At 72.2% G+C, this 14,450-nt stretch carries 12 protein-coding genes; 3 read left to right on the top strand and 9 right to left on the bottom strand.

Annotated features, from left to right (window positions below; genetic code table 11):
• Complete coding sequence (locus tag H4W31_RS36165; protein WP_318783610.1) at nucleotides 1-2,211, top strand: amylo-alpha-1,6-glucosidase; 2,211 nt, start codon at nucleotides 1-3, stop codon at nucleotides 2,209-2,211.
• Between the two features lie 9 nt (nucleotides 2,212-2,220).
• Here H4W31_RS36165 and H4W31_RS36170 read toward each other — a convergent pair whose 3' ends face one another.
• Complete coding sequence (locus H4W31_RS36170) at nucleotides 2,221-3,249, bottom strand: serine hydrolase (protein ID WP_192770711.1); 1,029 nt, start codon at nucleotides 3,247-3,249, stop codon at nucleotides 2,221-2,223.
• A gap of 172 nt (nucleotides 3,250-3,421) precedes the next feature.
• Here H4W31_RS36170 and H4W31_RS36175 point away from each other — a divergent pair, with 172 nt between their 5' ends.
• A complete protein-coding gene (locus H4W31_RS36175) occupies nucleotides 3,422-3,775 on the top strand; it encodes a hypothetical protein (protein ID WP_192770712.1) in 354 nt (117 codons plus the stop codon).
• Here the strand turns inward: H4W31_RS36175 and H4W31_RS36180 are convergent.
• The 3 genes from H4W31_RS36180 to H4W31_RS36190 form a co-directional block, all read right to left on the bottom strand.
• Nucleotides 3,770-4,846 (bottom strand): LLM class flavin-dependent oxidoreductase, encoded by a 1,077-nt coding sequence (locus H4W31_RS36180; protein ID WP_192770713.1) that lies wholly within the window; start codon nucleotides 4,844-4,846, stop codon nucleotides 3,770-3,772. The genes H4W31_RS36175 and H4W31_RS36180 overlap by 6 nt on opposite strands.
• Before the next feature lie 73 nt (nucleotides 4,847-4,919).
• Nucleotides 4,920-5,591 carry an NADPH-dependent F420 reductase gene (locus H4W31_RS36185; protein ID WP_192770714.1) on the bottom strand — a complete coding sequence of 224 codons (672 nt, stop codon included), beginning with the start codon at nucleotides 5,589-5,591 and terminating at the stop codon, nucleotides 4,920-4,922.
• On the bottom strand, nucleotides 5,588-6,100 hold the full coding sequence (locus H4W31_RS36190) for a MarR family winged helix-turn-helix transcriptional regulator (protein WP_318783611.1): 513 nt from the start codon (nucleotides 6,098-6,100) through the stop codon (nucleotides 5,588-5,590). The genes H4W31_RS36185 and H4W31_RS36190 overlap by 4 nt, the downstream gene beginning before the upstream one ends.
• A gap of 95 nt (nucleotides 6,101-6,195) precedes the next feature.
• Between H4W31_RS36190 and H4W31_RS36195 the strand changes: the two genes are divergently transcribed.
• Nucleotides 6,196-6,654, top strand: coding sequence for an LLM class flavin-dependent oxidoreductase (locus H4W31_RS36195; protein ID WP_192770715.1), 459 nt, complete (start codon nucleotides 6,196-6,198; stop codon nucleotides 6,652-6,654).
• Nucleotides 6,655-6,702: 48 nt separating this feature from the next.
• On the opposite strand, the gene menC is transcribed toward H4W31_RS36195, so the two are convergent.
• The 5 genes from menC to H4W31_RS36220 form a co-directional block, all read right to left on the bottom strand.
• Entirely contained in the window at nucleotides 6,703-7,809 is a 1,107-nt protein-coding gene (gene menC / locus H4W31_RS36200) for an o-succinylbenzoate synthase (protein ID WP_192770716.1), read from the bottom strand.
• Entirely contained in the window at nucleotides 7,806-8,732 is a 927-nt protein-coding gene (locus H4W31_RS36205) for a GNAT family N-acetyltransferase (RefSeq protein WP_318783612.1), read from the bottom strand. Before H4W31_RS36205 ends, menC begins: the two co-directional genes overlap by 4 nt.
• A gap of 32 nt (nucleotides 8,733-8,764) precedes the next feature.
• Nucleotides 8,765-9,967, bottom strand: coding sequence for a M20 family metallopeptidase (locus tag H4W31_RS36210; RefSeq protein WP_225945867.1), 1,203 nt, complete (start codon nucleotides 9,965-9,967; stop codon nucleotides 8,765-8,767).
• 1 nt (nucleotide 9,968) lies between these two features.
• A complete protein-coding gene (locus tag H4W31_RS44015; protein ID WP_192770717.1) occupies nucleotides 9,969-13,328 on the bottom strand; it encodes a serine hydrolase in 3,360 nt (1,119 codons plus the stop codon).
• A 208-nt stretch (nucleotides 13,329-13,536) separates the two neighbouring features.
• A complete protein-coding gene (locus H4W31_RS36220) occupies nucleotides 13,537-14,442 on the bottom strand; it encodes an NAD-dependent epimerase/dehydratase family protein (RefSeq protein ID WP_192770718.1) in 906 nt (301 codons plus the stop codon).
• Between the last annotated feature and the right edge of the window lie 8 nt (nucleotides 14,443-14,450).

Raw genomic sequence — 14,450 nt, forward strand, 5'->3', positions numbered from 1 at the left:
GTGGGTGATGAAGGCGAAGCCCGCCAGCTTCTTCCGATCGGGAGGCGCGCCACGTCCACCGCAGGCCGCAGGCCCACCCCGGCCGACCCGACACCCGCCGGTACGCGGGGGGACGGGACGCCCGGCTCGGTCGTCCGCAACCTGCCTCCGGAGCTGGGACCGGACGCGATCTCGGTGCTGGAGGGACGTACCTTCATGGTCTCCAACGCCCTGGGTGACGTGCCGGAACGGTCGATCGGCGGCCTGGTCCACGACGACACCCGGTTCCTGAGCCGTTGGGAGCTGATGATCAACGAGGAACGCCTGCTCATCCTGGGCTCCGGAACCGTCGACGACTACTCGGCGGCGTTCTTCCTGACCAATCCCGAGCTGCCCGGCCTGCCGGCGAACACCATCGGAATCCGCCGGCAGCGCTTCGTCGGCGACGGCATGCACGAGCGGTTCGAGTTGCAGTCCTTTGCCGACGATCCGGTGCGGATCCGGCTCCGGTTGGCGGTCCGGGCCGACTTCGCGGACCTCTTCGAGATCAAGGAGGAGGTTCGGGACCGCTCGGGACAGATCACCCGTCGACACTCCCAGGACGGCTCCGGGCTGGACTTCGAGTACCGCAACGGCACCTTCCGGGCCCGGACCGAGGTCCGGGTCACCGTGCCGGCGACGGCGATCGACGGCGACGACCTGGTCTGGGACCTGGAGTTGGCGCCGGACCAGGACTGGCTCTGCGAGATGAATGTGCCGTTGCAGCACGGACCCCGGAACCTGCTGCCGGCGCACCGGCTGTTCGGCGACGTCTTCGACACCGACTCGGACGACGTGGTGACCCGCTGGCGGGCCAGCGTACCGGTGGTGCGATCCGACTCCGCACTGCTCGCCGACGTGTACAACAAGGCGTCGTCGGACATGACCGCGCTCCGGATCGAGAAGGAGGTGAAGGGCCAGCAGGTGGTACTTCCGGCAGCCGGGCTGCCGTGGTTCCTCACCGTCTTCGGGCGGGACACGCTGATCTGCTCGTTTCAGACGGTTGCCTTCGCGCAGCGGCTGGCGCACGGCGCCCTGGTCGCGCTCGCGGCGGTGCAGGGCAGCCGGGTCGACGACTTCAGCGACGAGGAACCGGGCAGGATCCTGCACGAGGTACGCAGCGGTGAGCTGACCCGACTCGGCGTCAAGCCGCACAACCCGTACTACGGCGCCGCCGACGCCACCCAGCTGTGGCTGATCGTGCTCTCCGAGTACTGGCGGTGGAGCGGCGACGACCAGTGCGTACGCGACATGCGGGGCAACGCGTACGCGGCACTGCGCTGGATCGACGAGTACGGCGACCGGGACGGGGACGGCTTCGTCGAGTACGCGACCCGGTCCACCCAGGGGCTGGGCAACCAGTGCTGGCGCGACTCGTGGGACGGGATCCAGTTCTCGAACGGGTCGATCCCGGTGCTGCCGATAGCGACCTGCGAGACGCAGGGCTACACCTACGACGCGAAACTACGGATGGCGGAGCTGGCCGACGGGCCGCTCGACGAGCCGGCTCTCGCGCGGCGGCTCCGCGCCGAGGCCGCCGAGCTGCGGGAGCGGTTCAACCGGGCCTTCTGGATCGAGGAGCGGGGCGGCTACTACGCGCTCGGCCTGGACGGGGACAAGCGTCAGATCGACATGATGTCGTCGAACATGGGCCAGCTGCTCTGGAGCGGCATCGTTCCGCCGGACCGGGCCGCCACGGTGGCCCGTCAACTCATGTCCGACCAGCTCTTCTCCGGATGGGGCGTCCGCTGCACCTCCACCGACGACCGTGGGTACAACCCGATCGGCTACCACACCGGTACGGTCTGGCCGCACGACAACGCGCTGATCGCGTACGGGCTGGCCCGCTACGGCTTCCGCGAGGAGGCGAACCGGATCATCCTGGCCATGATCGAGGCGGCGGGGTTCTCCGAGTTCCGCCTGCCGGAGGCCCTCTCGGGCTACGACCGGTCCTTCGGCCGGGCGCCGGTGCCGTACCCGACCGCCTGCAAGCCGCAGGCCTGGGCGGCCAGCGCGCCGAAGCTCTTCCTGCGTACCCTGCTCGGGCTCGAGGTCGAGCAGGGCCGGATCGTCCTCGATCCACGCATTCCGGAGGAGATCGGCCGGATCGAGGTGGTCGGCTGCAACGCCTTCGGCAAACGCTGGGACCTGACCGCCACCGGAACGCGGTACGAGATCCGACCGACGCCCTGAGTCGCCCGGTCAGCCGCCGTCGACCGGCCGGAAGGGATCGACGGAGTGTCGCGCCTTCGCCGTCCGGTTGGTGGTCGCCGCGATCGAGTTGAACAGGACCCGGCCGAGTACGGCGTGCGCCTGCACCGCCGGGTGCGTCGCCCCGTAGTTGTCGAGGTCGCCGAGGGAGTCGGCGAAGAGCGCGTACGTCAGCGTCGGCGCGCCGTTCGCGTCGAACATGATGCCGGCCTCGTGCCGCGCGGCGCCGAGGTCGTCGAAGTCCGAGCCGTACTTGGTGGCGACCCGGCTGCGCTCGGCCGAGGACATGTTGCGGCGGACCCCGTCGTGGTACCCGTTGATCCAGCGCAGGATGCCGAGCAGGAAGTCGGCCGACCTCGCGGAGAGCAGCGTCTTGTTGGCCAGCCGCCACAGCAGGTCGTGGGTCTCACGCGGCGTGGTGACGCCGAGGAAGAACCGGTTCGGGTTGGCGACCGGTTCCACCCGGGTGTGGATGAAGCCCTTCGCGGCGAGGATCTCGTTGATCTCCAGCGCCGGAACGACCCGGCCACACATCCGGACCGCCGTGTTGTCCGAGACGAGCAGCATCGCGGTGAGGAAGTTGGCGACCGTGACCTGGTCGCCCCAGACGGTCTGCAGGAAGTAGATGCCGGTGCCGCCGAGGATGATGTCCGCGTTGAGGTCGAGCCGCTGGTCCAGGCGCAGCTCACCACGGTCGATCTTGTCCATCACCGCCACGGCCACCGCGAGCTTCTGCACGCTGTAACCGTGGGTCACGTGGTCGGCGTCGTCCTCCACAATGGTCTCCAGCGCACCGGCCGGGTTGACCATCGCGATGTGCGAGTGCCACACCCCACCCGCACGGGTCTTCTGCTCGTTGTACTTCCGCCGGATCTTGTTCCGGTTCGCCTCGACGCCGGCCGACACGGCGGGCTGCACCGGTCCGCTCGGCGCGGCGACCGCGGCCCGACCGGTCGCCACGACTGTCGCCGCCGCCGCACCCATCCCGATCGCGACCCGGCGAGTGACCTGCTCTGCCATGGTTCCTCCCCCGTTGACCATCGACAAACGTCCGAGGGAGCGTAGCGATCAGGGCCTCCGGCAACAAGCGCGACAGCGGGGTCGGGACCGTTCCAGTCGTCGTACAGTCCATGTCCAGTGGGGTGGGTCAGGCTTCGGCGAATTCGCCACCCGCCACCGATCGGAGCACCCCATGCCTCGGATTTCCGCCACCCTGGCCGCGTTCACCATGGCTGCCGGCATCGTCGCGGCCGCATCGCCCGCCCAGGCCGCACCCGGCGACCAGATGTGGTCGTGCGGCTCCGTGCCGTCGGGTTGGGTGGTGCTCGCCTACGGCGGCACCTGCGCCACTCCGGCGACACCCCGGGCGAGCTACCAGTTCATCCAACAGGCCGAGGGCATGCCGGCCGGCAACAGCCTCACCGTCTGCGCCTGGTCGTCGATCCCGGCGGGCTGGCGCGTGGTCTACGGCCCGGTCCCGGCCGGCCAGTGCAGCATCGGCTGGGGAGCGCCCTCCCCGAACGCCCTGATCATCAGCAACTCATGAGGACAGGAGCTCCCGGACGCGCGGAATGACCCGGGTGCCGTACAGCTCGATGTTGGTCAGCAGCGCGTCGTGCGGAAGACCGCCCATGCCGTACTTGAGGTCGAACCGGTTCGCACCCAGCGCGGTCAGGGTCGCCGCGATCTTCTGCGCCACGGTTTCCGGCGAGCCGACGTGGAGCGGTCCGTCCGGTCCGACCGCGTACTCGAAGGACTCCCTGGTCGGGACGGCGAAGCCACGGGTCCGGCCGATCCGGCGGATCACCTCGCGGTAGTGCGGCCAGAACTCCGTACGGGCCTGCTCGTCGGTCGCGGCGACGTGGCCCGGCGAGTGCACTCCGACCGGCCGGTCCCCCTGCCCGAAGCGCTCAAGGGCCTGGTGGAAGAGCTGGGAAAAGGGTGCGAACCGGGCCGGGGACCCGCCGATGATCGCAAGCATCAACGAGAATCCGTGGTGTGCCGCCCGGATCACCGACTGGGGGCTTCCGCCGACCCCGATCCAGGTCGGCAGGGGCCCGGACTCGGTGTGCGGTACGACATCCTGGTCCCGCAGCGGGCTGCGGGTCTTGCCCTCCCAGCTGACCGGTCCGCCCTTGAGCAGCTCGGCGAAGAGACCCACCTTCTCCTCGAAGAGGCTCTCGTAGTCGGCGAGGTCGTACCCGAAGAGCGGGAACGAGTCGATGCTCGAACCCCGGCCGAGGATGACCTCGGCCCGTCCTCCGGAGATGGCGTGCAGCGTGGAGTAGCGCTGGAACACCCGGACGGGATCGTCCGAACTCAGTACGGTGACCGCCGACCCGAGGTGGATCCGGGTCGTACGCCCGGCGATCGCGCCGAGCACCACGTCGGCGGCCGAGAGCGGGAAGTCGTCGGTATGGTGCTCACCGATTCCGAAGAAGTCCACCCCGACCTGGTCGGCCAGGGCACCCTGTTCGACGAGGTTCCGGATCGTCTGGGCGTGTGAGAGTGGGCGGCCGTCGACGCCGTTCGTGACGTCGCCGAAGGTGTCGAGGCCGAGGACGAGTGGGAACCGCGCCGGCTCGGTCGCCTCGGTGGTGGAGGGTGCTGTTGTCATGTCGGGCTTCTTCGTCTGGTGGGGATCTGCTCTGTCTGGTGGGGATCTGGGCGAGGGACCGGGTGGGACGCGTTCACGGCGACGTCGGGTCGGGCGCCGGTTCGGCCCGTACGGCCTGGGCGAACTCGACGCGGCGCAGCGACGCTCCGAAGACGGGGCCGCCGGGTTCGAGGAGGCGGCCGGCGGCAAGGCTGTCCAGGCGTACGGCGTCGTAACCGATCCGCTCCACGACGTCGGCCACGAGGTCCCGGGCGCCCCGGTCGTCGCTGGCGACGCCGAGCGCCCGCCGATCCGGGGAGCCTGCGGGCCGGCGTTCGGATTCGAGTTCGTGGTAACCGGTGTGGTTGAGGGTCTTGACGATCGTCGACCGGGGCAGCCGACGCGCGACGATCTCGCTGCTGCCGTACCGGCGGTCTTCGAACATCTCCTGGACGCCGTCCGTCGGCGGCCAGTAGTTCATCATGTCCACGACGAGCCGGCCGGCGACCAGGGCCGGGTCGAAGGCCGGGAACCGGTGCAGCGGGATCGCCAACATCACGATGTCGGCGTCGGCGACGGCGTCGGCCGCCCGGCGCGGCTCGGCGCCCGGCGCCAGCACCTGGGTGATGAGGGCGATTCGCTCCGGGTCCCCGGAGGCGGCGACCGCCACCCGGTAGCCGGCGGCGATCGCGACCCGGGCGACGACCGGGCCCACGTGCCCCGCGCCGAGTACGGCGATCCGGGGCAACGACAACTCCTCGGTCATGACTGGTCATCTTCCCGGTCGGCGGCGGTCGGGTGGAGGTGGCTCCGCAGGGCGCGCAGGATGTCGGCGAGCGCCTCGAACTGCTCGGGCGTCAGGGCGTCGGCGAAGTGTTCCTTGACCGCCCTCAGGTGCGGTGCGGTCGCCCGCCGGAACAGCCCCGCCCCGTCGTCGGTGAGCGAGACCTCGGCGCCCCGGCTGTCGGTGGCGCAGTCGTCACGGCGGATCAGGCCGCGCCGCTCCATCCGGGCGAGGTGGTGGGAGAGCCTGCTCCGCTCCCAGTCGATGGTCGCCGCCAGCTCCGAGGACCGCATTCGTCTGCCGTTCGCCTCACTCAGCGCCAGCAGCACCTGGTAGTCCGCCGGCGTGAGCTGCGTCTCGGCGAGCAACTGTGCCCCGAGAAGCCGCCGAAGCTCCGCGGTCGTGTCGATCAACGCCCGCCAGGTCGCGAGTTCCCGGGTCACCATCCGCTGGCGCGACGCCGCGCTGCCGGCTCCGTCGTGGTCTCGCACGGCCCGACCTCCTTCTCATTGACGCGTCAACCATAACCGGCATATGGTTGACGCGTCAACATTGACGCGTCAATCACATCTGGAAGGGGATGGCGATGGCGATCACAGGAACGGCGACGGACAATCCCGCCCGCTTCCCCCGCCTGTCCGAGCTCTACCGACAGGCCACCGCGCAGACCGGCTCCGCTCCGCTGCCGATCGGAGTGCACTCCCCCGGCCACGTCGCGGCAACCGACGAGCAGGCGAGGGAGGAGTACTGGCCCACCTACCGGACGTTCCTGCTCGACGTCCGCCGGCAACGGGGCTTCCCCGAGATCACCCGCGAGTACTTCGAGCACGAGGTGTCGTACGGCTCCCTCTACGTCGGCTCGCCCGAGACGGTGGCCGGGCGCATCGTCAAGACCATGACCATCCTCGGGGCCACCCGCTTCGACCTCAAGTACGGCATGGGACCGATGCCGCACGCGATCCTGATGGAGAACATCCGCCTCTTCGGCACCGAGGTCGCACCCCGGGTACGCGAACGTCTCCGGCTGCCGGTGGCCCGTTCCTGACCGGCGCCACCACCGCCTCGCCGGCCGATCCGACCGGACGGGATCAGGTCACAGGGGTAGCCACTCGGTGCCGGTGGTGACCGCCGCCAGGGCGTCGGGGATCGGCTCGACGCCGATACCCGGGCCGGTCGGCACGGCGAGGTGGCCGTCCGCGAGCACGAACGGGGCGGTGATGTCCGTCCGGTAGTAGCGGTCCGAGGCGGAGGTGTCGCCGGGCAGCGTGAACCCGGGCAGCGCCGCCAGCGCCACGTTCGCGGCCCGGCCGATCCCGGTCTCCAACATGCCGCCGCACCAGACCGGTACGCCCTGCGCCACGCAGACGTCGTGCACCCGGCGCGCCTCCAGGTAGCCGCCGACCCGACCCGGCTTGACGTTCACGATCGCGCACGCCCCCAGCGCGATGGCGTCGGCGGCGGCCCGGGCCGAGGTGATCGACTCGTCCAGGCAGACCGGCGTACGGAGAACCCGGGCCAGTTCCGCGTGTCCGAGCAGGTCCTCCTCGTCTAACGGCTGCTCGATCAGCAGCAGGTCGAACGGGTCCAGCCGGGCCAGGTGCCGAGCGTCTCCCCGGCGGTACGCGGCGTTCGCGTCCACCTGCAACAGGATGTCGTCGCCGAACCGCTCCCGTACGGCGCGTACCGGCTCGACGTCCCACCCCGGCTCGATCTTCAGCTTGATCCGGACGTAGCCGGCCGCGAGGTAGCCGCCCACCGCGTCCAGCAGTTCGTCGACCGAGTCCATGATGCCGACCGAGACTCCACAGGGGACGCGGTCGCGTACCGCACCCAGCTCGCGGGCGAGTGACCGGCCCTCGGCGCGCAGCTCGGCGTCGAGCACCGCCGTTTCCAGCGCTGCCTTCGCCATCCGGTGCCCCCGGACCGGGGCCAACGCCGGGGCCACCCGGTTGGCGTCCAGGCCCGGCTGCGCCGCGAGCGCCGGGATCAGGAACCGACGCAGCACCTCCCCGGCCGCCGCCACGTACTCCGAGGAGTACAGCGGCTCCGACATCGCCACGCACTCACCCCAACCCTCGGCCTCCGTCGTCACCACCCGGAGCAGCAGGACGTCCCGGGACGTCTCCGTGCCGAAGGAGGTCCGGAACGGTGCCACCAACGGCATCCGGATCCGGCGCAGTTCCACTCCGGTGAGCTTCATCGGTCGTCTCTCCTCGTCTCCCGCGTCACCACGTACCACCCCGAACGATCGAAGCCGGTCACCCGGGCGCCCTCGGCCATCAGCGGCGCCAGCACCTCGCGGACCGCCACCCGCCACTCCTTCGCCACCCCCGGATCGGTCCGGCGCACCGCCGCGATGTCCGCCGGCACCGCCACCAGCAGGACGTTCCCATCGGTCGTACCGGTCACCGGCCGGTTCCGGGCGGACCGCCGCAACGCGACGACGGCCCCGCGCGCCCGCTCCGCCTCGACGTCGCTGGGGGCCAGCGACCGGGCGCACGCCGCCATCACGGCGGCCGTGGTCAGCTCCCAGTGCACCAGCAACCGGTCGGTGTCGTCGCTGCCGTTGATGCCGTCGTTCATCGCTCCGTAGAAGTTCGGCAGGTACTGCGCCGGCAGCGCCGCCAGCTTCGACAGGTTGAAGTACGCGTTGCGGCAGACCAACGGGTCGAACGTCCAGCCGATCGTGGACACCCCGCGATGCAGTGCCCAGGCCCGCTGGTGCAGCTTGAGGGCGAACCCGACACTGCGTCCGAGGGCCGCCCCGGAGACCCCGGCGATGTGGCTGTGCATCGACCGCTCCCCCGGCGGACCGAAGAAGGCCACACAGGCGCCCACCAGCAGCCCACCCTCGTACGCCCCGGCGACGTAGTTGCCCGTCTTCGCCAGCGCCCGCAACAGTTCCGTGGTCACCGGGGGATTCGTCGGATCGGGACGCCAGATCCCCTCGTAGAGCCGGTGCACCGCCCGGAGGTCGGTGAGGTCGTCGAGGTGGCGAACGGTGACCCCGGCCGCCCGGGCCGCCGTGTCGGCCGCACTGTCGGCCGTCGCCGCGAGGACCAGGTCGACGGCCGGACCGGCGAGGGGCGGCGCTGCCGGAGGAGAGGCATCGGGGTCGGTCACGCGCTCCATGCTGCCGCCCGGACCGGGCAACGTCATGCTCGGCGGAGACCGGAGCCGGCCGGCGGTTCAGTCGGGGTCGGCCGGTCTCCATCGCCGGGCCGCTCCCCGCCCCGACCGCGAAGGTGTTCGGTGAGTGCCGCCACCAGCGCCGCCCGGCCGGGCAGCTCCGCCACGAGCACGTGCTCGTGGTCGGCGTGCGCCCCACCACCGACCGCGCCGAGACCGTCCAGCGTCGGCGTGCCGACCCCCGCGGTGAAGTTGCCGTCCGAACCACCACCCACGGCGGCACCGCGCAGCGGCGGTAGCCCGAGTCGCGCGGCGAGCACCTCGGCGATCGCGAACAGCTCCGTCGACGCGCCCGCCGCCAGCGGTGGCCGATTCGGTCCGCCGGTCACCGTCAGCCGGGCCCCGGGCAGTACCGGTGTCAGCGCGCGCATCGCCGCGTCCACCCGGTGCTGCTCGGCGGCGTTCCGGGCCCGTACGTCGACGGCGAAGCCGCCCGCGTCCGGAACGGTGTTCGTGCTGGTGCCGGCCGCGACCAGCGTGGGCGTGACGGTCGTACCCCGGTCCGGGTCGCCGAGGGCGTTCACCGCGAGCACCTGGTGGGCCAGCTCCACCGTGGCGTTGACGCCGCGCTCCGGTTCCAGGCCGGCGTGCGCGGCCAGCCCGGTCACCTCCACCCGGTACCGCGACACGCCCTTGCGCTCGGTCTTGAGCGCGCCTCCGTCGGCCGCCGCCTCCAGCACCAGGGCGCCGGCGCAGCCCGCCGCCTCGGCCTCGACGAGCGTCCGCGAACTCGGCGATCCGAGTTCCTCGTCGCCGGTCACCAGGATCGTCACCCCGGACCGGTCGGTCAGCGCCGCCACCGCGTACAGCCCCAGCACCAGGCCGGCGACCATGTCGACGCAACCCGGTCCGCGCAGCACGCCGTCGGTCACGTCGAACGGATGGGTGGCCAGCGTTCCCAGCGGCCACACCGTGTCGTGGTGGCCGAGCAGCAGCACCCGGGCCGGCCCGTCCCCGAACCGCCAGCGCAGGTGCGGACAGCCGTCGAGGACGATCCGCTCCGGTGCCACCCCGAGCAGCCGGATGCCGATCCGGGTGACCGCGTCGGCGCTGGCCGCCAGCGCGGTGTGGTCCACCGACGGCGACTCGCAGGTCACCAGCGCCTCGATGTCGGCCAGCATCGCCGGCAGCGCCGCCCGGAACCGTTCCAGCAGCGCGTCGTCGGCCATCTCAGCCCACCTTCGGGGTCGCGCGGGCACCGAAGTGCAGATACCGCTCGCCCGTCGCGAGCCGGTAGAAGGTCACCGGCGTCCAGGTACGGGCGCCCGGCTGGCGTACCAGGAACAGGTTCTCGTCCAGCGGCACCATCGGATGGTCCCGGGTCGGCTCGGGCACCAGCGCGGCCAGCGGCCCGGTGACCGTGGTACGCAGCACCGGCCCGTCCTGTCCGGCCAGCACCTCCAGCCGGGCGCCGGCCCGCTCGTACGTCCCCAGGTGCGGGCCCACGTCCGCGGTCACCGGGTCGGCCGGCGGGGCGAGCGGGTGCGGCATCGTCACACCGGCCAGCTCGGCGAAGATCTCCCGGTACAGGTCCTCGTACAGGTCGCGGGTGTTCCCGCCGTTCGTCAGCAGGGTCACCGCCAGCTTGGCCCCGGGCAGGATCCGCAGGAACGCCGACTGCCCGATGGTGTTCCCGTCGTGGCCGATCACCCGGGACCCGTCCCAGGACATCCTGATCCAGCCCAGTCCCCACGAGTCGCCCAGCGTGTACCGGTCCGGCAGGTCGGCGTGCTTCGCCGCCATCGCCGTGACGCTCGCCTCGCTCAGCCACCGGGTGCCGTCCGGGGTCAGCCCGCCGGTCAGGTGCGCCCGGACGAAGCCGAGCACGTCCGCGACGGTCGAGGTGATCAGGCCGGCCGGTCCCAACGACCGGGGCAGTCCCCACACCGGTGCCCTGGTCGGTGCCGCCCCGCCCTCGCCGACGTGTCCGACCGCGGCCCGGTGCAGCAGCGCGTCCTCCGGCAGGGTTCCGGTACGCCGCAGCCCGAGCGGGATGACGATGCGCTCCCGCACGGCGGCGTCCCAGGTGCCGCCGGTCAGCTTCTCGATCACCCGTCCGGCGAGCGAGAATCCGGAGTTGCAGTACGACCAGGTGGCCCCGAGGGCGTGGTTCTGCGCCACCCCGGCCAGGCCGGCGACGTACCTCTCCAGGCAGTCGTCGCCCCGACCGGTGTCGGTGAACACGTCGCCGTCGATGCCGCTGGTGTGGGTCAGCAGGTGCCGCACCGTCACCTGCTTGGTCACCGTCTCCTCGGCCAGCCGCAGCTCCGGGAGCACCTCCACGACCGGGGCGTCCAGGTCGAGCAGCCCCTCGTCGACGAGTTGCAGCAGGACGGTCGCCGTCCACACCTTCGAGATGGAGCCGATCTGGAAAACCGAATCCGTGGTCGCCGGTACTCCGGTGTCCAGGTTCAACACCCCGTACGCCGCCTCGACCAGTTCGTCCTCGCCGTCCGGCCGCAACCGCAGGATGCCCAGCGCGGCACCCGGCACCCCGTGGCGCTCCGCCAGCGCGGTCAGTCGGCGCTGCCAGTGCGCGGTGTCGATCGGGACCGGTCCGGGGCCGGTGACGTCTCCGGCGTACCGCTGGACCCAGTCCACGATCCGCCGGTTGAAGTCGATCCGGTGCGACGGTGGACCGTCCAGGATGAACAGGTGCGCGCCCTCCGGGTAGAGCACCAGTTGGGTGGGCACGCCCCGCTCACGCAGCGCGGTGTGCCACTGCTGGGCCTGCCCGACCGGGCAGCGCAGGTCGGCGGCGCCCTGTAGGACCAGGGTCGGGGTGCGTACCTCGTCGACCCTGGTCAGCGGCGACATCGCGGCGTACCGGTCGCGGTCCGCCCAGGGCGGGCCGCCGAGTTCGTACCCGCTGAGGAAGTGCGCCGCGTCGGAGGTGCCGACCATGCTGGTCAGGTCGCTGACCACGCCGCCGGCCACCGCCGCCGCGAACCGGTCGTCGCGGCTGGTCAGGTAGCAGGTCAGGTAGCCGCCGTAGCTGTACCCGGTGACGGCCAGTCGGCGTGGATCGGCGACGCCCTCGGCGACCAGGGTGTCGACCGGCTCCAGGAAGTCCTTCGCGTCCGACATCCCCCAGGCTTCCTGGGCGGCGGTGAAGAACCGGGCGCCGTAGCCGTCGCTGCCCCGAGGATTGACCAGCAGCACCGCCCAGCCGCGCGCGGCCAGTTCCTGGTGGTAGAGGTGCACCTGGTCGGCCGCGCCGTTCCAGGCGTTGTGCGGTCCACCGTGGATGTCGAGCAGCAGCGGCAGCGGCCCGGCGGCGTCCGGGTCGCGCAGCAGCCAGGCGTGCACCACCGTGCCGTCCGAGACGACGAACTCCCGCTCCTCGTGCGGGAACAACTCGACCTCGCCCCGGTCCGCGCCGTGGTCGGTGCGGACCGACTCGGTGCCGGCCGCGATGTCGACCGTCACGATCTCGCCGAACGAGGTGGGCGTGCCGAGCAGGATCGCGGCGGTGTTCCCGGCGACCGAGAGCCCGGTGACGTTGCGCCCGGCGCCCGTGACGAGCGGACGCGGCGTACCGCCGTCGACCGGTACGGCGTACAGGTGGGTGCAGCCACGGTCGCGGACGCAGAACAGCACGGTGTCGCCGTCGCCGGTGAGCTGCGGTACCGCACCCGGGTACGCCGGACTGCCCGGCATCACGTTCCGGTCCAGCGGTGCGGCGAGGTCCCGTACCGGGCCGCCGTCGAGCGGTACCCGCAGCAGGCGGGCGTGCCCCACCGGGGCGCCGGTGGTGCCGACGACCAGCAGGGCGGACCCGTCGGCGGTCCACCGGACGTGATTGGCGACGCCGTCGCCCAGCCCGGCCGGTCGGGGCCCGGACCGGTCGTCCGCCACCTCGACGACGTGCACCGGCGCCCGGATCGTCAGGTCGGCGTCCGGCCCGGTCGCCGCGGCGAAGGCCAGCCGGCTGCCGTCCGGTGACCAGGCGGGCGTACCGGCGTGCCAGCCGCCCCGGGTCAGCTGGCGACAGTTCCCGGTGGCCAGGTCGAGCACGTGCAGATGCCGGCGGACGCCGCGCAGCAGGCCCGCACCGTCGGCCTGGTAGTCCAGCCGGTCCGCCACGATCGGACGGTTGGCGCGCCGTTTCCGGGCGTCGTCGGACTCGTCGGGCTCGGCGAGCGGGTCCACCCGGGCGGCGAACGCGATCGCCGTGCCGTCCGGGCTCCACATCGGCGCACCGGCGCCCAGCGGCAGCCTCGTCACCTGTTCGGGCTCGCCGCCGTCGGGCGGCAGCAGCCACACCTGTGCGGGGCCGTCCTCGGCACGCAGGAACGCGACCCGGCTGCCGTCCGGCGACCACGCGGGCGACGAGTCGTTCCGGCCCCTGGTCAGTCGCGTCGGCCGCCCGTCCCAGGCGCCGACGTGCCACAGCGACCGCACGGTACGGTCCGCGTCGGCGTCGCTGCCGCGCAGCACGTACACGATGCGGGTGCCGTCCGGCGACAGCGCGGGCTGTTCCGGCACGGTGAACAGGGTCAGGTCCTCGATGCGCTGGCGTCGGGTCACCGGCTTCTCCTCGCGGGGGTGGCGGCCACCCGGCCCATGGCGCGGCGTCGGATCCGGTCGTCGCGACGATGTGGCGGTCGGCCCGGTGGCGGGGTGGGACGGCGGCAGGTCTCCAGGACCAGGTTTAGCACGGTGACCTGAGTGCCGACCTCGGGCGCCGAGGCGGTCCCGTCCGCGAGCGTTACGGAACGCGAGCCCTCCGCGCCGGTCAGGGGGTGGTGGCCTCGTCGCGCCAGCCGTGCCGGGTCTCGAAACCGAACAGCCGACGCGCGGCGGAACTGTCCACCAGCGACTCGACGCCGCGCAGCGGTGCCCGGACCTGCGTGCTCGGGTGGAACCGGGCCAGCAGTTCGGCGGTCGGCACCGTGGTCGAGGTGTCGGGTGCGGCGATGTTCACGACGTGGTGACCGGTGAGACCGGAGGTCAGCACGGCGTGGACGGCACCGGCCGCGTCCCGGGTGTCCAGCCACGCCCACAGCTCCCGGCGGCTGCCGGCCACGTTCCGCCGGATCTGCGCCAGTTGGGCGGCCAGCCGGTCGCCGTCGCCGACGAACGGAAACCGCAGCAGGGTCGTCGGCATCCCCCAACGGCGGGTGGCGAACGCACCGACCTGCTCGGTCACCATCTTCGACAGCCCGTACGAGTCGATCGTCACCGGCGCCTGGTCCTCGTCGATCGGCGCGTACGGCGGGGACAGGTCCCGCCCCGCCCACGCGTACCCGTACGCCGAGACGCTGGACGCCGCGACCGCGCACCGTACGCCCGCCCGGCCGGCGCCGTCGAGGACGAGGTAGGCGCCCTGGACATTCTGCGTGAGGGTCTCGTCCTCGGGTACCTGGCCGGGAGAGGGGATCGCGGCGAGGTGCACGACGGCGTCGACCGGCCGGCCGAACGGACGCAGGCTCTCCTCGACGAACGCCGAATCCCGGACGTCGCCGACGAGCACCAGTTCCGCCTTGGGGCTGGCGAACGGCGACCGGTCGACGGCGACGACCCGCAGCCCCGCGTCGGCCAGGTGTGGCACGACGACCGCCCCGATGAGGCCGGCCGCGCCGGTGACCAGTACGACGTCGTCGGCGCCCAGCGCGGAGCCCCGGGTTTCCTGCTCGGACATGCTCTCTC

Origin of the sequence: Plantactinospora soyae (assembly GCF_014874095.1) — a bacterium.
GTDB classification, from domain to species: Bacteria; Actinomycetota; Actinomycetes; order Mycobacteriales; family Micromonosporaceae; genus Plantactinospora; species Plantactinospora soyae.

Coding starts and splice junctions, on each gene's coding strand:
- H4W31_RS36220 (WP_192770718.1), bottom strand. CDS start 14,442: ATGTCCGAGCAGGAAACCCGGGGCTCCGCGCTGGGCGCCGACGACGTC.
- H4W31_RS36210 (WP_225945867.1), bottom strand. CDS start 9,967: ATGGCCGACGACGCGCTGCTGGAACGGTTCCGGGCGGCGCTGCCGGCG.
- H4W31_RS36185 (WP_192770714.1), bottom strand. CDS start 5,591: ATGACCGAGGAGTTGTCGTTGCCCCGGATCGCCGTACTCGGCGCGGGG.
- H4W31_RS36170 (WP_192770711.1), bottom strand. CDS start 3,249: ATGGCAGAGCAGGTCACTCGCCGGGTCGCGATCGGGATGGGTGCGGCG.
- menC (WP_192770716.1), bottom strand. CDS start 7,809: ATGAAGCTCACCGGAGTGGAACTGCGCCGGATCCGGATGCCGTTGGTG.
- H4W31_RS36180 (WP_192770713.1), bottom strand. CDS start 4,846: ATGACAACAGCACCCTCCACCACCGAGGCGACCGAGCCGGCGCGGTTC.
- H4W31_RS36195 (WP_192770715.1), top strand. CDS start 6,196: ATGGCGATCACAGGAACGGCGACGGACAATCCCGCCCGCTTCCCCCGC.
- H4W31_RS36175 (WP_192770712.1), top strand. CDS start 3,422: ATGCCTCGGATTTCCGCCACCCTGGCCGCGTTCACCATGGCTGCCGGC.